Source organism: Leeuwenhoekiella polynyae (assembly GCF_004104075.1).
Classification (GTDB): domain Bacteria; phylum Bacteroidota; class Bacteroidia; order Flavobacteriales; family Flavobacteriaceae; genus Leeuwenhoekiella; species Leeuwenhoekiella polynyae.
This window is the reverse complement of the sequence record NZ_QOVK01000023.1, coordinates 45,501-66,698: the sequence shown is the minus strand read 5'-3', so window position 1 is coordinate 66,698 and position 21,198 is coordinate 45,501. Positions and strand designations below refer to the sequence as shown.

The window sequence follows — 21,198 nt, the reverse complement described above, 5'->3', positions numbered from 1 at the left end:
GGACAACCTGAAGCTTAAAAGAAAGCGAGTAGTCTTTTTGGGTTCTTTTTGCATAACCACTCTTTGAGGGTGTTTTCATTACACTAAGGTTTTAGTGTATCGCTATTTCAGGACGGGACAATCCAATAAAAAAAAAGCGCCATCAAATAATGATGTCGCTTTTTTTTTGCCATACCAAACGAGTCAAAAGTAGGGCAAAAGTAGGGCAACTCCCAGGCAAAGGCATAGCAAAGCCTAGGATAGTGTATGAAGAGTGTATGAAAACGACTCTTGAAAAGTAAAAATTTAAGATTTTATTAACAATGTAGCCGGCGGTTGCTCTAGATAAAATTCATCAGGAAGTTTCTGGTTAAAAATGATCTATTTCTTATCTACCAACTCCTCTAAATACGTCACTTTATTTTTTTTTAGCCTTAACCAAAGATTTCGTGTAATTCCACAACTTTACCGATTGAATTGACAAAACAGAATTCAAAGTATTTAGAGTCTAGTTTAGAGGTATGAAAAACTTAGCATTCTTCATATTCAGATAAACAAAACTATTTACCCAACCACATTAATCACGCTTGACCCAATAAAATGCAAACTTAGTATCAACAAAAAAACTCCCACGTCATTTACGTGGGAGTTTAAAATATTTTAAAACAAACCTATTAAAGCGCGTTTACGTGCTTAGCAAGTTGAGATTTTAAATTAGAAGCTTTGTTATCGTGAATGATATTATTCTTAGCTAACTTATCAATCATAGAAACTACAGAAGGAAACAAAGTCTCTGCTTCTTTCTTATCAGCTTCACGCAATTTTTTCATTGCATTACGCGTAGTTCTACTCTGGTAGCGATTTCTTAAACGCTTAACTTCGCTGTTTCTTATTCTCTTTAAAGATGACTTATGATTTGCCATTATCTTGTTCTGTTTTAAATTGTAGCCCGTAGGGGAATCGAACCCCTCTTACCAGGATGAAAACCTGGCGTCCTAGCCGATAGACGAACGGGCCATTATGTCAAATATTTATGCTTTTAAGGTGCACAACTAACCTTTGTAGTCCGTAGGGGAATCGAACCCCTGTTACCAGGATGAAAACCTGGCGTCCTAACCCCTAGACGAACGGACCGATATTTCGCTCAATTGCGGATGCAAAAATACACATATTTTATTATCACACAATAGCAAAACAAACTTTTTTTAAATTAATATGCTTTAGCAAAAAGAACACGCATTTTAGCAGGCTCTCCACTATAAATACACACCCCCACCTCTTCTTTGTAATTCAAAGGAATACAACGTATAGTAGCTTTAGTTTCAGTTTTAATACGCTCTTCCGTCTCTTTACTACCGTCCCAAAAAGCGCTCACAAAACCTGTTTTATTTTCTAAAATATTTTTGAATTCATCATAAGTTTCTACTTCGGTGATATGCGTATCTCTAAAATTCTTTGCCTTATCATACAAAGCCCTTTGCATCTCAACAAGCAAATCTTGTACACGAGCCACAATATCATCTTTAGAGACGGTCTCTTTAGTCAAGGTATCTCTACGAGCCAACTCAACAGTACGCTTTTCAAGATCTCTAGGGCCTATAGCTATACGCAACGGCACACCTTTTAGCTCATATTCGTTGAACTTCCATCCCGGCTTATGCGTATCTCTATCATCAAATTTCACACTAACACCCAATAGCTGCAATTCTCGCTTTAGCTCTTTTGCTACTTGAGAAATAGCATCTAACTGCTCCTCTCCTCTATAAATAGGAACAATTACAACTTGTATCGGAGCCAGTTTTGGAGGTAAAACCAAACCATTATCATCGCTATGAGTCATCACTAAAGCCCCCATCAAACGCGTAGAAACCCCCCAACTGGTTGCCCAAACGTGCTCTTGCGAGCCTTCTTTAGTCGCAAATTTAACATCAAAAGCTTTTGCAAAATTCTGACCTAAAAAGTGAGAGGTACCAGCCTGAAGCGCCTTACCGTCTTGCATTAGAGCTTCTATACAATAGGTTTCTAAAGCTCCGGCAAAACGCTCACTTTCGGTTTTTGTACCTCTAATAACCGGCATACCCATAAAATTTTCAGCAAAGTCAGCATAAACACGCATCATTTGTTGCGCTTCTTCAAGAGCTTCTTCTTGAGTTGCATGAGCGGTATGACCTTCTTGCCAAAGAAATTCTGCGGTACGTAAGAATAAACGCGTACGCATCTCCCAGCGTACAACATTTGCCCACTGGTTCACTTTAATTGGAAGATCACGATAAGATTGAATCCATTTTCGATAAGTATCCCATATAATTGTTTCTGAAGTTGGACGAACAATCAGTTCCTCTTCAAGCTTTGCATCGGGATCTACAATAATACTTCCGTCTTCATCATTTTTCAATCTATAATGAGTAACTACTGCACATTCTTTCGCAAAACCATCCACATGACTTGCCTCTTTACTGAAGTATGATTTTGGTATAAATAATGGAAAATACGCATTCTCATGCCCCGTATCTTTAAACATACGATCTAGTTCTGCCTGCATTTTTTCCCATATTGCATAGCCGTAAGGCTTGATCACCATACAACCCCTAACTCCCGAATTCTCAGCAAGATCAGCCTTGACGACGAGTTCGTTATACCATTTTGAATAATCTTCTGCGCGAGTGGTTAAATTCTTTCCCATAAATATTTATTTGGCACAAATATTGTGTCTTTATAAGTGTTTTAAAGTTTTGCTACATCTTTGTTAAATGCATAAAATTGACGGCAAAACTAACTAAATTTACAATGTACAACAATAAAATACGGATGATATGCGCGGCTCGAAAATAACTCAGAAAACATTACTTAAACCGATACTTGGACTTCTTGCTCTTGCAGGATTAGCCTCTTGTGGTTCTTCACAATACGCTATGAATGATGGAATTTACGGAAGAAGTACTCGCGTATACAATGATAATGTTCAGCAGCAAGAAGTTGCATCAACTGAAAATGGAAGCGTTTATGCTAATTATTTCAACCAAGGTGCTGAAGATTTAGATGCTGCTCAACAATCTGGTGAAATTTTTACTGATATCGATTCATACTCTTCCAACTCAGAGTACACTGATGATGAAGCAATTTTAAATGAAAGCTTAACGTATAATGCTCAGCCTGGCTGGGGAGACACCTATGACGAAGTTATAGTTAACACCTATGCCAACTTTTATCCAAATATGGGTTATGGATTCGCAAGACCTTTTTGGAATAACGGTTGGGGCTACGGAGGTTTTGGCGGCTGGGGCTACCCTTATGGCGGTTACGGCTGGGGTAATCCTTATGGAGGTTATGGTTACGCCTATAATGGCTGGGGCTATGGCGGATGGGGATTCCCGTATAACGGTTGGGGATTTGGATTTAGTCCTTTCTACGGATACTACGGCCTAAACACGTATTACGGTTACGGCTATCGTAATGCTTACAGAAATAATTATTACTCTAGATACAATAGTGATAGAATCGCATATGCAAATAGCCGCAGATCTAATAGTTCTTATTCAAGAAGCAGAACAGCGAACTCTGCAAGAACCAGCTCTCGCAGATCTTCTGACGTTAACTATGCCCGCACAAGTCGTACTTATAGTAGAAACAATGTAGGTGTAAACCCTTCCAGAAGCAGCAGCAGAAGTTCATCTACAAATGGCAATAGAGTTTCAGGAAGAAGTTCTAATTCTATCTATAATTCTACAGCACGCAGAACCAATAGCAACACGATAAGCAGAAGTTCTAATTCTAACAGCACCATTAGAAGATCTTCTCCTTCAACGACAAACAGATCTAGCACGTATTCAAGAAGTAGTTCTTCATCGCGCAGTTCTGTATCAAGAAGCGCACCTACCCGAAGCGCATCACCCGCTCGCTCTAGCGGTGGGAGCAGTCGTAGTAGTGGGGGTAGCCGCAGCAGCGGAGGATCTTCAAGACGCGGTGGCGGCAGATAGAATTAAAACATAATTCAATTATTTATTTTAAGATGAAAAAAATATTCATACTCCTATCTATAGGTTTAAGTATGCAGTATCTTACTGCCCAAACAGTAGCAGACGCAGTGCGTTATAGTGCACAGAATATTACCGGTACCGCAAGATATCGCGGTGCGGGTGGCGCTTTTGGAGCATTGGGTGGCGATATATCTGCCATTAATAATAACCCTGCAGGATCTGCTATTTTTAATAACAGCACAGTTGCTCTAACATTATCTTCTGGAGCTTATGATAATCAGACTTACTATAGTGATGGTATTACCGCAAACAAAGATTCTGATATAGATCTCAATCAATTTGGCGGCGTGTTTATTTCTAACGGAATTGGTAAAATTCGCAAATTCGCGTTTGGTTTTAATTATGACAGAACCAACGATTTTGACAATGCTTATATCGCTTCAGGAATTAGTGATAATTCTATTGCTGATTACTTTTTAGGTTATGCACAAGGCACACCTTTAGATCTTTTAGAATTGCAACCTGGCGAGACTAATGCAGATTTATATCAATTTTTAGGTGAGAATGAAAGTTTTGGAACACAACAAGCTTTTTTAGGTTATCAAGGTTATTTAATTGATCCGGTTTCTTCAGATCTTGATAACACAGATTATGTAAGTGCTCAGAACGGAAATTCTTTTGATCAGGAATATCAGTACACAACCCGAGGAAATAACAGCAAATTCACATTTAATGCTGCAGGTCAATTTAGCGAAAACTTGTATCTAGGCTTAAACCTTAATGCACATACATTTAATTTCACAAGAAACACTGTATTCTTTGAAGATACCGATAATATAAATAATGCAGTGAGCAGTTTGCGTTTTGACAATGAATATAGAGCATACGGCTCTGGTGTTTCTGCCCAAATAGGTGGTATTTACCATGCCTCACCCTCCCTAAGAGTTGGTGCTACATACGACACACCTACTTATTTTACCATTTCAGAAGAAACTGAGCAATACTTAGCCACATCAGGCATAAATGACGAAGTCACACTAAACCCTAATGTTGTAAATATATATGAAGATTACAACCTACGTACCCCCGGGAAAGCTACGGGTAGCATCGCTTACATCTTCGGGAATTCTGGTTTCTTAAGTTTTGATTATTCATACCAGGATTATGCTTCGATGAAATACTCTCCTGATGAAGATTCATTTTTTCAGCAAATGAATAATCAAATCAACAGCCAATTAAAAGCTGTTTCAAGCTATAAATTGGGAGGTGAATTTTTAGCTGGAGATTGGAGTTTCAGAGGTGGATATCGATTTATTGAAAGTCCGTATAAAAATGAAGAAACACTAGGCAGCACTACAGGCTATTCTCTAGGATTAGGATATATACTTGGCAATGCACGAATTGATATTGCTTACGACTGGGCAAAACAAGAACAAAACCCTGCCCTTTACGAAGGTGCTTTTACAAACACTGCCTTTATAGACAACATAAACACAAATATTTTAGCTACAGTCACATTTCAGCTATAATAGCAATAACATGCTTAAAAGCCTTCTGAATCATTGATTTAGAGGGCTTTTTTTATTGATAAAAATAATAACCAAATCAAAAAATGAGATAGACTCGTTAAGCTGTTTAAATTGTTAATTTAACTATCTTTGCAAGCCTTTAGCCCAAGCGGCGACTAATAGCTTTATGAAAATGAATTTTGAGAACGAAGAATTGAAAGCAATCGATGAAATAGGTGACAACCATCACAGTACATCTGCAGAAACCCCTCTAAGAGATGACGCTTTTAAATTAAGTGATTCTGAGAAGATTGAACTTATAAAAGAAGATGTTGCACGCATCATGCAAACGCTAGGATTAGATCTTACAGACGATAGCTTAAAAGGCACTCCTAACCGTGTTGCCAAAATGTTTGTAAATGAAATCTTTGGCGGTTTAAACCCGGCCCGCAAACCCAAAGCTTCTACTTTTGACAACAATTACAAGTACGGTGAGATGCTTGTAGAAAAAAACATTACGGTCTATTCTACTTGCGAACATCACTTATTACCAATCGTAGGAAGAGCGCATGTTGCTTATATTTCAAACGGTAGCGTGGTTGGACTTTCAAAAATGAATCGCGTGGTGGATTATTATGCAAAAAGACCTCAGGTTCAAGAACGTCTTACGATGCAAGTGGTTCAAGAACTTCAAAAAGTATTAGGCACACAGGATGTTGCTTGTGTTATTGACGCAAAACATCTTTGCGTAAACAGCCGCGGAATTCGCGACATTGAGAGCAGCACAGTAACCAGTGAGTTTGGTGGTAAGTTCAAAGAAGAAGCGGTAAGACGCGAATTTTTAGATTATATTAAACTTGATACCCCTTTCTAATTACGCATTTTAGTTTCAGACTTGTTTCTATATAAATAATACGCTTTAAAGCACGCATAACAAATAACCTATGTCGACCTTATACCAAAAGCAAAACATCACACTTTACAATTCTCTAAGCGGTCAAAAAGAAACTTTTAAACCTCTTTTAGACGGAAATGTTGGGATGTATGTTTGTGGCCCTACGGTCTACAGCAATGTACATCTGGGCAATGTACGCACCTTTATGTCTTTTGATATGATCTTTAGATATCTGAAACATTTAGGGTATAAAGTACGTTATGTAAGGAACATTACAGACGCAGGTCATCTTACAGACGATGCGGATGAAGGCGAAGATAAAATTGCAAAAAAAGCACGCCTCGAACAAATAGAACCTATGGAAGTTGTACAACAGTACACCATCGACTTTCACACTATTCTACAAAAATTCAACTGCCTTCCTCCCAGTATAGAACCCACTGCAACCGGTCATATCATTGAGCAAATCGAGATCATTAAAGAGATCATTGATAATGGGTTTGCTTATGAGAAAAATGGTTCCGTTTATTTTGATGTACTCAAGTTTAATGAGGATCATGAATACGGAAAGTTAAGTGGTCGCAACCTGGAAGATATGATCACGAATACGCGTGAATTGGCTGCGCAAAGCGAAAAGAAAAACGCTCAGGATTTTGCACTTTGGAAAAAAGCCGAACCCCAGCACATTATGCGCTGGCCATCACCCTGGGGAGACGGTTTCCCGGGATGGCATCTGGAGTGTACAGCAATGAGCACCAAATATCTCGGTGAACAATTTGACATTCATGGTGGCGGTATGGATTTAAAATTCCCACATCACGAGTGTGAGATCGCACAGTCTGAAGCTTCAAATGGTAAAAATCCGGTGAATTATTGGCTACATGCTAATATGCTTACATTGAATGGAAAGAAAATGTCTAAAAGTGACGGAAACAATATTTTTCCTGCACAAATCTTTACGGGTGACAGTCCGTTTTTAACTAAAGGCTTCTCCCCTAGCGTTGCCCGCTTTTTTATCATGCAGGCGCATTACCGAAGTGTTTTAGATTTCAGTAATGATGCTTTATTAGCTAGCGAAAAAGGGTTTAACCGCCTTATGGAAGCCGTGAATTTACTAGAGGCGCTCCCTGTTTCTGAAACAAGTTCACTAGATATATCAAGCTGGAAACAAGCTTGCTACGATGCGATGAATGATGATTTTAATTCACCCATCTTAATCGCTCAACTTTTTGAGGCAGCAAAGTTTATTCATCAGATAAAGGATGGCAAAGCAAAGATATCTCAAGCAGATCTCGAACTCTTTAAAGAGAGTACTCATGCATTTGTTTTTGATATTTTAGGCCTTGAAGATGTTAATGCGGTAGCAGAAGCTAATACAGACAAACTGAATGGAGCGATAGAGCTATTGATCCAACTTAGAAAAGAAGCTAGAGCCAATAAAGATTTTACTACTAGCGATCAGATCAGAGATCAACTTTTAGAATTGGGAATTCAACTAAAAGATGGTCGAGAAGGAACAACGTATACCCTATCTTAAAATCTGAAAACGGTGAAAAGTCTAGCAAAAAAAATACTGATTTTTCCCATTCGTATTTATCAGAAATTCATTTCTCCCCTATTACCACCTGCTTGTAGGTATGAGCCCACTTGCTCACACTACAGCGTGCAGGCGATAGAAAAACACGGCCCTATAAAAGGAACATGGCTCTCTATAAAACGTATTGCCAGCTGTAATCCCTGGGGTGGATCTGGTTACGATCCCGTCCCTCCCATAAAAGGCGAAAACTCACATAAAAATTCTAAAAAAGATTAAGAAGCCTTTTGGCTTTGTTATATTTACAGCACAAAATTCATACAGCTTATGCTCCCTTTAAAAATGACCTGGAACCCTTCAACGGGTCTCGATTTAGGATTTCTCACCCTTCATTATTACAGTTTAATGTTTGTTATTGCTTTTTCATTAGGTTGGTACCTGATGAAAAAAGTATATAAAAACGAAGGTGTTGAAGAAGAAAAGCTAGATCCGCTGTTTATATATTCGGTGTTAGCGATTTTAATAGGAGCCCGACTGGGTCATGTGTTTTTCTATCAGACAGAATTACTTTGGCAAGACCCTCTTTCTGTGTTTTTACCTTTTCGGTTTGTTCCCGAAATTGAATATACCGGCTTTCAGGGGTTAGCGAGTCATGGTGCAGCTATCGGGATGATCTTTGCAATGTATCTTTACAATAAAAAGATCTTAAAGAAAAGTGTTCTTTGGCTTTTAGACCGCGTGATTTTGCCGGTTTCATTAGGCGCCATCTTTGTACGTATTGGTAATTTTTTCAACTCTGAAATGGTAGGTAAAGTTACCGAATCAAATTTAGGAATTAAGTTTGTTCAGGATCAATACAACAAATACGAAGTACAACGCTTAACCGGTATTCCTAATGAACATAAAGCATATAGCGCTTTAACAGATGATCCTCAATTTGCAAATTATATTGCCGAAATTCCCTATCGCTTTCCGGGTCAATTAATGGAATCATTCGGATACATATTTGTGTTCCTCATTTTAATGTTTGTCTATTGGAAAACAGGTTTGCGTAAAAAAGAAGGCTTCTTGTTTGGTCTTTTCTTAGTGCTTTTATGGACGGTTCGTTTTATCGTAGAATACTTCAAACGCGCTCAAGTTGAGGGTCGCGAGGATTGGATTTTTGGTTTTAATACCGGTCAGATCTTAAGCATTCCATTTATATTAATTGGTATTTTCATGATCGTACGCGCCTTGGGTCAGAAAAAAGAACCTCAATATTAATCTATTATGTTTAAGAAAATAGTTTTTCTCGCTTTAGGCTTTAGCACAATTATTTCGTGTAAAAATCAAGAATCAGAACCTACAGAGATTCCGCAGGAACAAATAGCGTTTACACAAGAAGGAAAACTTCAAATCATTAAGCAGAACGAAGAGAAAGTCTACTTCAATATAGAAATTGCAGATACTGATTATGAGACCGAAACCGGACTGATGTATCGGGAATCTATGGAGCAAAATCAGGCGATGCTTTTTGTTTTTAAAGACGAAAGACCGCATAGCTTTTATATGAAAAACACATACATTCCTTTGGATTTATTTTTTATTACAAAAGAAATGAAAATTGCTACTATAATTGAAAACGCAAAGCCTTTAGATGAATCCAGCCTTCCTTCTGAAGTACCCGTAACCTACGTTTTAGAAACCAATGCAGGTATTGCTGAACTTTGGGATATAAAAGAAGGAGATTCAATCAGTTGGAAACGCAGATAATGGACTATTCCAAGGTATTACAAGAAATTAAAGAGGAAATAGCAACCTTTAAAAATACCGGAAAAGTTGCAACCTACATCCCCGAACTCGGAAAGGTTGATCCCTCAAAGTTTGGAGTGTATTTACAATGTACTGACGGAAGCGGATACGGCTTAGGAGATGCTCTAGATCGTTTTTCAATTCAAAGTATCTCAAAAGTACTCAGCCTTTCTCTAGCTCTTAAGCTCAAAGGAAAAGAGGTCTGGAAACGCATAGGCGTAGAACCCTCAGGAGATCCTTTTAACTCTTTAGTGCAGCTTGAATATGAAAAGGGAATTCCCCGAAATCCATTTATAAATGCAGGTGCTCTTGTGGTTGCAGACATTCTTATTTCAGAATTAAAAAATCCTAAAGAAGAACTCTTACAATTTGTACGTGACATCGCAGAAGATCAAACTATAGATTACGATGAAAACGTAGCAGCTTCAGAAATGAAGCATAAATTTCGCAATGCTTCACTTACTCATTTGATGAAAGACTTTGGCAACATCAACAATAACGTTGATGAGGTTTTGGATTTTTATTTTCACCAGTGCTCTATCGCGATGAACTGTAAGCAGCTGACTCAGGCATTCACTATTTTTCTAAACTACGGGAAATACGATCTAAGTAAAGAAGCTGCAGTATTAGATACTATGCTCGCAAAACGAATTAATGCCTTGATGCTTACCTGTGGTTTTTACGACGAATCTGGAGAATTTGCATTCTCTGTAGGCTTACCCGGTAAAAGTGGTGTAGGAGGTGGTATAGTCGCGTTACATCCTAAATATTACAGTGTAGCCGTTTGGAGTCCTCCACTAAATGAAAATGGCAATTCTGAACTCGGAATGAAAGTACTTGAGCTCCTTACTACCAAAACAGAAATCTCTGTTTTTTAAAAAATAATTAATAGCAAACCACCTCGGAGCAAGACCACGAGACATTCGCTACAAACAAATTCTCAATTTAGAGGCAAGTCTCGGAGGTAATAATTCCTTTTGGTTGTGTCCATAAAAAAGGGTCTGATTTTAAAATCAGACCCTTTTTTATGGATTAAAGTTTAACTGAAAATTACGCTACAGTCTCCTCTTCTTCTACTTTTTCTGGCTTTAACGCCTTCTTCTGGATCGTATCAAACATAACCGGTGTTGCGATAAAGATCGAAGAGTATGTACCTACTACAACCCCTACAATCAATGCAAACATAAAGCCCATTATACTTGCTCCTCCAAAGATGAAAATGGCAAGCAATACAATTAAAGTAGTCATAGACGTATTTAAAGTACGACTAATAGTACTGTTAATCGCCTGATTGATTATAACACCCATTTTGCGATCTGTACCGTACTCCTTCATAAACTCTCTAATACGGTCAAATACAACGACGGTATCATTCAGCGAGTAACCAATAACGGTTAGTATCGCAGCGATGAACGATTGGTCAATTTCCATATTAAATGGCATAAACTTATAGGTCAATGAGAAAATACCTAACACAATTAATACATCATGGAAAACCGCAACAACAGCTCCCAGTGAAAATTGCCATCTTCTAAAACGCAGTAAGATGTATAAAAACACAACCACCAATGATCCTAAGACTGCCCAGAACGAATCCCTTTTAATGTCATCTGCGATAGTAGGACCTACCTTGTTATATTCTAGAATACCTACTTTCTCTTCAGTAGAACCACCTTTCACAAACTGTGAAAGGGTTAAATCTGCAGGTAAATAGCTTTTTAAAGCTGTATATAATTTCTGTTGAATATCATCATCTACTTCAGAAGCCTCCTCGTCTATTCTATACTTTGTTGTGATTTTTAACTGATTTGCTTCACCGTATGTTTTTGCTTGTGCACTTTCAAGTTCTGCAATCAATTTATTCTCAACTTCAGTAGCATTAACCGGCTCTTCAAAACGAACGGTATAATTACGCCCTCCTACAAAGTCAACTCCTTGATCAAGACTGTTAGTAAATAGCGAGATTAAACTTATCACTATTAAAACACCACTTATGATATAGGCAACCTTTCTTTTTGCAAGAAAATCTTTATTAAAGTTTGTAAAAAGGTTTCTCGTAGCACCTGTACAGAATGCAAGAGACTTACCATTTTTACCATAACCGTCAATAAACAAACGTGTAACAAAGATTGCTGTAAATAAAGATGTAGCAATACCTATCATCAAGGTAGTTGCAAAACCCTGAATAGGTCCTGTACCGAATAAGAATAATATCAATGCCGTTAAGAACGTCGTAATGTTAGCATCAAGAATAGATGACAATGCATTATTGAAACCGTCTTTAATAGCATCTTTTTGAGACTTACCTTTTGCAATCTCTTCTTTAATACGCTCAAAGATCAGCACGTTTGCATCTACAGACATACCTATCGTAAGAACAATACCTGCGATACCAGGAAGGGTAAGCACAGCTCCAAGCCCCGCAAGTATACCGAATATAAATAAGATGTTTACCGCTAAAGCAACATCTGCAAAAAGACCTGCTTTCCCGTAATAGAATACCATCCATACCAGCACCAATAAAAGTGCGATCACAAATGACATCAAACCACTATTAATCGCCTCTTGCCCTAATGAAGGACCAACAACATCATAAGAAATAATCTTTGCAGAAGCAGGAAGTTTACCTGCTTTTAATACATTTGCTAAATCCTGAGCTTCAGTAACTGTGAAGCTTCCTGAGATTTCAGTAGCACCTCCTGAAATTTCGGCTTTTGCAGTAGCTGCAGAATAAACGGTTCCGTCAAGAACAATTGCAATAGCATTTCCTTCACTTGCAACCTCTCCGGTTAATTTAGCCCACTGACCAGGACCTTGCCCCTCAAAATCGATACCTACAGATGGTTGACCAGCTTGTGTATATTGTTGACGTGAATCTTGCACTACATCACCATCCATAGCAGCAGAACCACTTCGATCTGACATTAACGCATAAAGTGGAACAACATCAGATTCTCCCTCTGCAATCCCCCATCTGAATTTTGCAAAACGTAATTCTTGTGGACGAAGCCTTACAATTTCAGGCTTTGTTAAATAGCCATTAATAGTAGCAGTATCTTTTACCTGAGCATAACCTACAATTGGAGCCTGAGCATATTGCTGTATAGCTGGGTTAAAACTAAACACCTCAAATAAAGGATTATTTTGTGCAGCAGGACTTATTGAATCTTCCTCACTTGCAAGCAAGTCTTCGATAGAATCATCTGTATCTGTAGAATCAACAGTTGCTGTTGTCTTTTGCTCTTCAACAGGAGCAACAATATCTTTTAAAACAGTGTTTACCTCTAATAAATAAGGTGCAACCTGAGAAGCGTAGTGCGTTTTGTAAAACTCTAATTGAGCAGTACTTTCTAATTGAAATTTTACACGCTCTATGTCAGTAGCTCCGGGAAGCTCAATTAAAATTCGCGACTGATTGTCTAAACGCTGAATGTTAGGTTGTGTAACACCAAATTTATCAATACGATTACGCAATACCTCAAAAGCAGAATTGATAGACCCTTCTATTTCCTGAGCAATGATAGGCTCTACCTCTGCATTGGTCATATTAAAATTGATCTTCTCTCCTAAAGTAGTATTAGCAAAAATGTCTGGAGAAGCCAATTTATTATCCCCAGGAATTGCTTCGAAAGCATCAAAGAAATCATCTAAAAAGCTATTTTGAGAATCCTTTTGAGCTTCTGCAGCCTGATCTAAAGCCTGGTTAAAAGCAGGATCTGTGCTGTTATTACTCAAGCCTCTTAAAATATCTGCAACAGAAATTTCAAGAATAGCATTCATACCTCCTTTAAGATCCAGACCTTTATTAAGCTCTTTATCTTTTGCATCATTATACGTAATACCTAAAGCTATAGGATCATTACCTATAGAGTCTAAATATTGACGCTCAACCTCACCTCTTCGGTCTACATAATCCTCAACAGAATTGGGTACTTTTTGCTCAGCAAAAGCAGCTGCTTTGTCTTCTGTTTGATTTGTGAAGTACGTAAACGAAAGCTGGTATAAACTCACCAACCCAAATAAAATCGCAAATACTCTAATGAGTCCTTTATTTTGCATTACTCTTTAATATTTATTAATTCTTCCCGAACCTTTTTCAGGCGATTTTGTAAAACGTGCAAATATAGGGTTTCAATGCAGAAATGCCAATAAATATCTTTTTGATTTCTTTAACCTTTTAATTAACTGGAATTCAGACCACTAATTGGTTTTTACTCCGCTTTCAGGAACAACCTTATATGTTAAAAATGAGGCTGTAGAGTTGAACAAATCAAACCATCTCTTATTTAATTTAACACCTAACGGCAAATTTTTCGCATTAAAACCTAGATACTAAATAGATAGTACTTCATAGAATTTGCTAATATGGAAAAAAATGAACACTATTTTTTTTTATTTAATTAGCCACTTTCATAAGATTTATGCAACTATTTTAAACAAAAACCAGCGATGCCATAAATTAAAAATTTCAGATATAAATTATAAAATTTTTCAACTCCTAAGTGTTGATAAATTTTTAAAACACTGTAATTCAATTATTTAAAATTATTTATTAACAACTTCACAGCACATCAAATTTTTTTGTGTTTATTTTTCAACTACCTTCACACTATTAAAACCAGATCTAATTCTTTAAAATAAAACCGATGGCCACACAAGTTACCGCTCCTGCTTCGCAAACGTATTCACAAGATGAAGCCTTTGAAGCTTCACTAAAATATTTTAAAGGAGACGACCTTGCAGCGCGCGTATGGGTCAATAAATATGCTCTTAAGGATTCTAACGGCAATATCTACGAAAAAACTCCCGATAACATGCACCGTCGTATCGCAAAAGAGTTGGCACGTATAGAAGCGCGTTACCCTAACCCTATGGATGAAGCGGAAGTTTTTGACTTGATTAGAGATTTTAAATATATCGTTCCTCAGGGTAGTCCAATGGCAGGAATTGGCAATCCGTACCAAGTAGGCTCTTTATCTAACTGTTTTGTTATAGGAAACGACGGTGCTTCTGATTCTTACGGCGGAATTATGAAGATAGACCAGGAACAGGTTCAACTTATGAAACGTCGTGGAGGTGTAGGTCACGATCTTTCTCATATAAGACCTAAAGGTTCTGGTGTAAAAAATTCAGCACTAACCTCAACAGGGCTTGTCCCTTTTATGGAGCGATACTCTAACTCTACCCGTGAGGTTGCTCAAGACGGAAGACGTGGAGCTTTAATGCTTTCAGTTTCTATAAATCATCCCGATGCAGAAGATTTTATCGATGCTAAAATGGAGCAAGGCAAAGTGACCGGCGCAAATGTTTCCGTTCGTATTGATGATGGGTTTATGCAAGCCGTAAAAGATCAAAAAAAATACACACAGAAATATCCCATTTTCAGTAAAGACCCGCTAAACCAAAAAGAGATCGAAGCTGAAAAACTCTGGAAAAAAATTGTTCATAATGCCTGGAAATCTGCAGAACCCGGCATTCTTTTCTGGGACACGATTTCCCGCGAATCTGTACCCGATTGTTATGCAGATTTAGGTTACAAAACGGTTTCAACAAATCCGTGTGGTGAAATCCCACTGTGCCCTTATGACTCTTGTCGCTTATTAGCTATCAACCTATTTTCTTATGTTGAAGAACCTTTTACTAAGAATGCTTCTTTCAACTTTGATCTGTTTAAAAAACACGTTGCAAAAGCGCAGCGTATTATGGATGATATCATCGACCTCGAATTGGAAAAAGTAGATGCCATACTTGCAAAAATAGAAAGCGACCCAGAAAGCGAAGAGGTTAAAAAAGTAGAGCGCGATCTGTGGTTAAACATCAAAAAGAAAGCCGAAGAAGGTCGCCGTACCGGAATAGGCATTACTGCAGAAGGTGATATGCTGGCTGCTTTAGGCATCAAGTACGGAAGCGAAAAAGGGAATGAATTTTCTGTAGAAATTCACAAAACTATCGCCATTGAAGCGTATCGAGCTTCGGTTTACGCAGCAAAAGAACGGGGTGCTTTTCCTATTTTCGACTCAGAACGCGAGAAAGAAAATCCGTTTATTTTGAGACTGAAAGAAGCAGATGAAAAATTGTATTACGATATGCTGGAATACGGTCGTCGTAACATCGCGCTGCTCACGATCGCTCCTACCGGAACGACGAGCTTAATGACCCAAACAACCTCTGGAATCGAACCCGTGTTTCTTCCTGTTTACAAGCGTCGTCGTAAAGTAAATCCGAATGACAAAGATGCTCGTGTAGATTTTGTTGATGAAGTAGGAGATTCTTGGGAAGAATATGTGGTTTTTCATCACCGCTTTAAAGAATGGATGAAAAGCAACGGGATTGCTACTGACAAAAACTACAGCCAGGAAGAATTGAATGAAATTGTTGCTCAATCTCCCTATTATCAAGCAACTTCTAATGATGTTGACTGGTTAAATAAAGTACGTATGCAAGGTGCTGTACAAAAATGGGTAGATCACAGCATCAGCGTTACCATCAACCTGCCTAATGATGTAAACGAGGAGCTTGTGGGCGATTTATACCTTGAAGCCTGGCAAGCCGGCTGCAAAGGTGTCACCGTTTACCGCGACGGTTCACGATCTGGGGTGTTAATTTCTAACGAAGAAAAGAAAGAGGAGGAAGACAATGAAACACTAACTGCTTTTCCTACTAAAAGACCACAAATCTTAGAGGCAGATATCGTACGTTTTCAAAATAATAAGGAAAAATGGATCGCTTTTATAGGACTTATAGAAGGAAAACCTTACGAGATCTTTACCGGTATTGCTGATGATGAAGATGGAATTTTACTACCCCGCTGGGTTGAAAAAGGGCTGATCATTAAAAATCGAAATGATGACGGAAGCTCTCGTTATGATTTTCAATATCAAAACAAAAGAGGCTATAAAACCACTATTGAAGGCCTCTCTCACAAGTTTGATCCAGAGTATTGGAATTATGCGAAATTAATCTCTACCACACTTCGCTACGGAATGCCTATTGAAAAAGCTGTTGAACTAACGAACAGCTTACAGTTGGATAGCGCTTCAATCAATACATGGAAAAATGGTGTAGCACGAGCTTTAAAACGCTATGTAGCAGATGGCACAGTAGCCCGCAAACAAAAATGTGACAACTGTAATTCTTCAGAATTAATTTATCAGGAAGGATGTCTTACCTGTAAAGACTGCGGTTCTTCTAAATGCGGATAATTTTTCGCAGCAAACTGAACACAAAAAAGCCACTCATTGAGCGGCTTTTCTTTTTATATAAAAATCAGATTACAACTCCAATAACCCATTGGTTTTCTTCACTGCAGCAGCGCTCTCCTGAAGTTTTTCTTTTTCAGCATCTGTGAGATCCACAGGTACGATTTTCTCGATACCTCCTTTTCCTAAAATAACAGGAACGCCAATACAGATATCATCTAGATCGTATTCACCTTCCAATAAAGCAGAACAAGGAAACATCTTTTTCTGATCACAAGCAATCGCCTGCACCAATCCAGAAACAGCAGCTCCGGGAGCATACCAGGCAGAAGTACCTAATAACTTAGTAAGTGTAGCTCCACCTACTTTAGTATCTTCTTTCACTTGCTCTAAGCGATCTTCGGCTAGAAATTCTGAAGCAAGCAAACTATTACGAGTTGCCAGACGTGTTAAGGGAATCATACCAGTATCACTGTGACCACCTATAACCATTCCATCAACATCAGAAATAGGACATACTAATGCTTCAGCTAAACGATATTTAAAACGTGCACTATCTAAAGCACCACCCATTCCTATAATTCTATTTTTAGGAAGTCCGGTAGTTTTATGTACTAAATAAGTCATCGTATCCATTGGGTTACTCACTACAATAATGGTAACGTCTGGAGAATGCTTAATTAAATTTGAAGAAACATCTTTTACAATACCTGCGTTGATACCTATAAGCTCTTCTCTGGTCATACCCGGCTTTCGCGGAATACCACTTGTAATAACTGCAATATCACTGCCAGCAGTTTTAGAATAATCTCCGGTTGTACCGGTAATACGGGTATCAAAAGCATTTAAAGAAGCGGTTTGCATCAAATCCATCGCTTTACCTTCAGCATAACCTTCCTTAATATCAAGAAGAATAACATCTGAGGCAAAATTTTTCATAGCTATATATTCGGCACAACTTGCACCTACAGCTCCTGCTCCTACTACGGTAACTTTCATGGGTATGTATTTATAAGATTTATTAAATAATTTTATCGCAACCGGCAAAACAACTAAGTTATCGATTGCGGCTTTAAAATTACGACTTCATTTAGTCTTTTAAGACTCTTAAGACTTAAAATTAGGTTATGATTTGCATCATAGACCCTATATTCGGCTTCCTCAAACTCCACAGTATAAATAAAGCCACTTATAAGCTATATGCTTAAAAGTGGCTCTGGCAACCATTTGACAAATGGTAAAGTAAATTATCTAAAACTGAATGCAATTCCCGCACTCAAATTACTGTACTCTTGAACCGTGTAATCTGCATAAATTTTGAAAAATGCCAGATTTAAACGTGCGCCTAACGAAGCTCTAACGCTAGACGGACTGTAAGAAAGTGCAATGGGATCTGTTAAGGTAGTCCTGTCAGCTCCTCCATTATAATCTACATTATAAGTACCCAAAACATTCAATTCAGACTTACCTCCGGTATACCCTAAACCACCATACACAGTTATAAAAGGAAAATCTAACGAGGCTACACCTTGAAATGTATAAGAGTTTAATTTGAATTCTGCAGCCTGATTTACACCATCTACAGAAGATCCATCCTCAATATCATAATCAACATTCATAGACGTGAATGCCCCCATAACCGCAACATTAAGTGGGAGCTTATCTAAAGGACCTAAGTATTGCATGAGATTATGCTTCAACCCCACTCCAAATAAGCTACCTTTTACATCGTCGCTCCCTAATTTTGGGGTCGCTCTAACCATTAAATCGGTATCATAAATAAGCCCAACACTTGCCTGAAGCGTCGGGGCCGGCATTGCGTTGAGTGGTAAATCATCTTTAACCCCTTCAGGCATGGTAAAAGTACCAGTATCCCCATCCTGAGTAACAACCGTTACTTCTGCAGGATTTCCGCTACCAGCAACTGTAGGAGTGGTTCCCGGAGATGCTGTTATGGTGTTTTCAAAATTTAAATCAGCAAAAGAAAACAGTTCCTTTTCAGTAGGCACAATTGCTGCATTAACTCCAATAGTAATATCAAAACCTAACTTTTTATGCGTTTTTGCGGTATGATACCAGCCGCCGGACATGCTATAAACTAAGCCTTCCATTGCTGGCGCAATATAGGCTCCCATTAAAGTATTAGCATCTGCTGCTCCCGCCACAATGATTGCTTCAAAGCCTTCATCGTCCTGAGCAAAGGCATTAGCAGAAAGCGTAACTGCACTTAAAAATAGTAGTAGTTTTTTCATTTAATTGATTGATTTGGTTTATTCAAAAATAACAAAACCCCTGAAAGACACAAGGCTACACCATTAAAAAAGCCCGATAAATAATTATCGGGCTTTTAAATTCTATTTAGTATCGATTATGCATCAATATTAGCATAAACTGCATTTTTCTCAATGAATTCGCGACGTGGCGGAACCTCGTCCCCCATCAACATAGAGAAAATACGGTCTGCTTCCGTACCGTTATCTATAGTTACCTGACGAAGCGTTCTAAATTCGGGGTTCATTGTGGTATCCCACAATTGCTCCGCATTCATCTCACCAAGCCCCTTGTAACGCTGTACACCGGCGCTTCCACCCATTTGCTCGTTATACTCATCACGTTCTTTCTCACTCCAGGCATAGCGCATTTTTTTACCTTTTTTAAGTAAGTAAAGTGGTGGGGTAGCGATATAAACATGACCACCTTCAACCAACTCACGCATATAACGGAAGAAGAAGGTTAATATCAATGTTGCAATGTGACTACCATCTACATCGGCATCACACATAATCACAATTTTGTGATAACGCAGTTTTGAAAGATTCAATGCTTTACTATCTTCTTCGGTACCTATAGTAACACCTAAAGCTGTAAAAATATTCTTGATCTCTTCGTTTTCAAAAACCTTATGTTGCATCGCTTTCTCAACATTCAGAATTTTTCCGCGAAGCGGAAGAATCGCCTGAAAGTTACGATCGCGACCCATTTTTGCAGTTCCACCTGCAGAGTCACCCTCTACGAGGAATACTTCACAGGCATTAGGATCTGTCTCAGAACAGTCGGCTAATTTTCCAGGTAAACCACCTATACTCATCACCGTCTTACGCTGCACCATCTCGCGTGCTTTCTTAGCAGCGTGGCGTGCCTGAGCGGCAAGAATTACTTTCTGAACAATTGTTTTTGCATCGTCTGGATGCTCCTCAAGGTATATTTCTACCATTTCAGAAACCGCCTGCGAAACTGCAGAAGTCACTTCCCGGTTACCTAATTTTGTTTTTGTCTGACCTTCAAACTGAGGTTCTGCTACTTTAACCGAAATAATTGCAGTAAGACCTTCTCTAAAGTCATCACCGGCAATCTCAAATTTCAGTTTATCTAACATTCCCGAAGCATCTGCATACTTCTTAAGCGAAGAAGTTAAACCCCGTCTAAAACCTGCAAGATGCGTACCTCCTTCGTGTGTGTTGATGTTATTCACATACGAATGTAAATTCTCTGCATAACTGTCGTTATAGATCATTGCAACCTCAACAGGAATATCATTCTTCTCGCCTTCCATAGATATAACCTCGCTAATAATTGGCTGACGGTTACCATCCATAAAGCGAACAAATTCTTTCAACCCTTCGTCCGAATGAAAAGTTTCAACAGGAAATTCTCCCTTATCATCCTTCTGGCGTTTATCCATCAAGGTGATAGTAATACCTTTATTCAGATATGAAAGCTCACGCATACGACTAGCAAGCGTGTCGTAATTAAATTCTGTTGTTTGCTGAAAAATGGTAGGATCTGGTAAGAAAGTCACGGCAGTACCGCGATCATCTGTATCACCTATTCCCTTGACAGGGTACATGGCTTTACCTTTCTCGTACTCCTGCTCCCAAATTTTACCATCTCGGTAAACTGTAGCTCTCAAGTGATCTGAAAGTGCGTTAACACAACTCACACCAACACCATGTAAACCTCCGGAAACTTTATACGAATCTTTATCAAATTTCCCCCCGGCACCAATTTTGGTCATTACAACCTGAAGTGCAGAAACACCTTCTTTCTTATGTAAATCTACCGGAATACCCCGACCGTTATCTTTTACAGAGATCGAGTTATTTTCATTTATAATCACATCTATGGCATCACAGTGACCAGCCATAGCCTCATCTATAGAGTTATCAACAACCTCATAAACCAGATGATGCAAACCACGCACTCCTACATCCCCAATATACATCGATGGACGCATACGTACGTGCTCCATTCCTTCCAGCGCCTGAATGCTGTCTGCCGAATATTGTTTTTTATTGGCTTCTTCGCTCATATATCT

At 38.5% G+C, this 21,198-nt stretch carries 15 protein-coding genes and 2 tRNA genes; 9 read left to right on the top strand and 8 right to left on the bottom strand.

The window, feature by feature from the left end:
• Positions 1-653: 653 nt before the first annotated feature.
• The 4 genes from rpsT to proS all read right to left on the bottom strand — a co-directional run bounded on the left by rpsT (position 654) and on the right by proS (position 2,662).
• Complete coding sequence (rpsT, locus tag DSM02_RS17690) at positions 654-902, bottom strand: 30S ribosomal protein S20 (RefSeq protein ID WP_128762222.1); 249 nt, start codon at positions 900-902, stop codon at positions 654-656.
• A gap of 22 nt (positions 903-924) precedes the next feature.
• Positions 925-996: transfer RNA gene (locus tag DSM02_RS17685), tRNA-Glu, on the bottom strand.
• Positions 997-1,041: 45 nt separating this feature from the next.
• A tRNA-Glu gene (locus tag DSM02_RS17680) sits at positions 1,042-1,113 on the bottom strand.
• Between the two features lie 76 nt (positions 1,114-1,189).
• Entirely contained in the window at positions 1,190-2,662 is a 1,473-nt protein-coding gene (gene proS, locus DSM02_RS17675; RefSeq protein WP_128766831.1) for a proline--tRNA ligase, read from the bottom strand.
• A 130-nt stretch (positions 2,663-2,792) separates the two neighbouring features.
• Here proS and DSM02_RS17670 point away from each other — a divergent pair, with 130 nt between their 5' ends.
• The 8 genes from DSM02_RS17670 to DSM02_RS17635 all read left to right on the top strand — a co-directional run bounded on the left by DSM02_RS17670 (position 2,793) and on the right by DSM02_RS17635 (position 10,562).
• The gene (locus DSM02_RS17670) at positions 2,793-3,956 is read left to right on the top strand and encodes a hypothetical protein (RefSeq protein ID WP_128766830.1); all 1,164 of its coding nucleotides are present in this window, start codon (positions 2,793-2,795) and stop codon (positions 3,954-3,956) included.
• A 32-nt stretch (positions 3,957-3,988) separates the two neighbouring features.
• Positions 3,989-5,485, top strand: coding sequence for an OmpP1/FadL family transporter (locus DSM02_RS17665; RefSeq protein WP_128766829.1), 1,497 nt, complete (start codon positions 3,989-3,991; stop codon positions 5,483-5,485).
• Positions 5,486-5,657: 172 nt separating this feature from the next.
• Complete coding sequence (folE, locus tag DSM02_RS17660; protein ID WP_382403007.1) at positions 5,658-6,338, top strand: GTP cyclohydrolase I FolE; 681 nt, start codon at positions 5,658-5,660, stop codon at positions 6,336-6,338.
• 70 nt (positions 6,339-6,408) lie between these two features.
• Entirely contained in the window at positions 6,409-7,896 is a 1,488-nt protein-coding gene (cysS, locus tag DSM02_RS17655) for a cysteine--tRNA ligase (protein WP_128766827.1), read from the top strand.
• 12 nt (positions 7,897-7,908) lie between these two features.
• On the top strand, positions 7,909-8,172 hold the full coding sequence (gene yidD, locus DSM02_RS17650; protein ID WP_128762227.1) for a membrane protein insertion efficiency factor YidD: 264 nt from the start codon (positions 7,909-7,911) through the stop codon (positions 8,170-8,172).
• Between the two features lie 48 nt (positions 8,173-8,220).
• The gene (gene lgt / locus DSM02_RS17645) at positions 8,221-9,156 is read left to right on the top strand and encodes a prolipoprotein diacylglyceryl transferase (protein WP_128766826.1); all 936 of its coding nucleotides are present in this window, start codon (positions 8,221-8,223) and stop codon (positions 9,154-9,156) included.
• Positions 9,157-9,162: 6 nt separating this feature from the next.
• Positions 9,163-9,645 (top strand): DUF192 domain-containing protein, encoded by a 483-nt coding sequence (locus tag DSM02_RS17640; protein WP_128766825.1) that lies wholly within the window; start codon positions 9,163-9,165, stop codon positions 9,643-9,645.
• Positions 9,645-10,562, top strand: coding sequence for a glutaminase (locus DSM02_RS17635; RefSeq protein WP_128766824.1), 918 nt, complete (start codon positions 9,645-9,647; stop codon positions 10,560-10,562). The genes DSM02_RS17640 and DSM02_RS17635 overlap by 1 nt, the downstream gene beginning before the upstream one ends.
• Before the next feature lie 172 nt (positions 10,563-10,734).
• Here the strand turns inward: DSM02_RS17635 and secDF are convergent, their stop codons facing one another.
• Positions 10,735-13,743: a protein translocase subunit SecDF gene (gene secDF, locus DSM02_RS17630; RefSeq protein WP_128766823.1), complete on the bottom strand. Its 3,009-nt coding sequence runs from the start codon at positions 13,741-13,743 to the stop codon at positions 10,735-10,737.
• Positions 13,744-14,330: 587 nt separating this feature from the next.
• On the opposite strand from secDF, the gene DSM02_RS17625 reads away from it, so the two are divergent.
• Entirely contained in the window at positions 14,331-16,886 is a 2,556-nt protein-coding gene (locus DSM02_RS17625; RefSeq protein WP_128766822.1) for an adenosylcobalamin-dependent ribonucleoside-diphosphate reductase, read from the top strand.
• A 69-nt stretch (positions 16,887-16,955) separates the two neighbouring features.
• Here the strand turns inward: DSM02_RS17625 and DSM02_RS17620 are convergent, their stop codons facing one another.
• The 3 genes from DSM02_RS17620 to gyrB all read right to left on the bottom strand — a co-directional run bounded on the left by DSM02_RS17620 (position 16,956) and on the right by gyrB (position 21,192).
• Positions 16,956-17,882 (bottom strand): malate dehydrogenase, encoded by a 927-nt coding sequence (locus tag DSM02_RS17620; RefSeq protein ID WP_128766821.1) that lies wholly within the window; start codon positions 17,880-17,882, stop codon positions 16,956-16,958.
• Positions 17,883-18,130: 248 nt separating this feature from the next.
• On the bottom strand, positions 18,131-19,135 hold the full coding sequence (locus DSM02_RS17615; RefSeq protein ID WP_128766820.1) for a DUF6588 family protein: 1,005 nt from the start codon (positions 19,133-19,135) through the stop codon (positions 18,131-18,133).
• Between the two features lie 116 nt (positions 19,136-19,251).
• Complete coding sequence (gyrB, locus tag DSM02_RS17610) at positions 19,252-21,192, bottom strand: DNA topoisomerase (ATP-hydrolyzing) subunit B (RefSeq protein ID WP_128762235.1); 1,941 nt, start codon at positions 21,190-21,192, stop codon at positions 19,252-19,254.
• Positions 21,193-21,198: the final 6 nt, after the last annotated feature.

Excerpts from the sequence above, each read along its gene's own strand:
- rpsT (WP_128762222.1), bottom strand. The coding sequence starts at position 902 with ATGGCAAATCATAAGTCATCTTTAAAGAGAATAAGAAACAGCGAAGTT.
- proS (WP_128766831.1), bottom strand. The coding sequence starts at position 2,662 with ATGGGAAAGAATTTAACCACTCGCGCAGAAGATTATTCAAAATGGTAT.
- DSM02_RS17670 (WP_128766830.1), top strand. The coding sequence starts at position 2,793 with ATGCGCGGCTCGAAAATAACTCAGAAAACATTACTTAAACCGATACTT.
- DSM02_RS17665 (WP_128766829.1), top strand. The coding sequence starts at position 3,989 with ATGAAAAAAATATTCATACTCCTATCTATAGGTTTAAGTATGCAGTAT.
- folE (WP_382403007.1), top strand. The coding sequence starts at position 5,658 with ATGAATTTTGAGAACGAAGAATTGAAAGCAATCGATGAAATAGGTGAC.
- cysS (WP_128766827.1), top strand. The coding sequence starts at position 6,409 with ATGTCGACCTTATACCAAAAGCAAAACATCACACTTTACAATTCTCTA.
- lgt (WP_128766826.1), top strand. The coding sequence starts at position 8,221 with ATGCTCCCTTTAAAAATGACCTGGAACCCTTCAACGGGTCTCGATTTA.
- DSM02_RS17640 (WP_128766825.1), top strand. The coding sequence starts at position 9,163 with ATGTTTAAGAAAATAGTTTTTCTCGCTTTAGGCTTTAGCACAATTATT.
- DSM02_RS17635 (WP_128766824.1), top strand. The coding sequence starts at position 9,645 with ATGGACTATTCCAAGGTATTACAAGAAATTAAAGAGGAAATAGCAACC.
- secDF (WP_128766823.1), bottom strand. The coding sequence starts at position 13,743 with ATGCAAAATAAAGGACTCATTAGAGTATTTGCGATTTTATTTGGGTTG.
- DSM02_RS17625 (WP_128766822.1), top strand. The coding sequence starts at position 14,331 with ATGGCCACACAAGTTACCGCTCCTGCTTCGCAAACGTATTCACAAGAT.
- DSM02_RS17620 (WP_128766821.1), bottom strand. The coding sequence starts at position 17,882 with ATGAAAGTTACCGTAGTAGGAGCAGGAGCTGTAGGTGCAAGTTGTGCC.
- DSM02_RS17615 (WP_128766820.1), bottom strand. The coding sequence starts at position 19,135 with ATGAAAAAACTACTACTATTTTTAAGTGCAGTTACGCTTTCTGCTAAT.
- gyrB (WP_128762235.1), bottom strand. The coding sequence starts at position 21,192 with ATGAGCGAAGAAGCCAATAAAAAACAATATTCGGCAGACAGCATTCAG.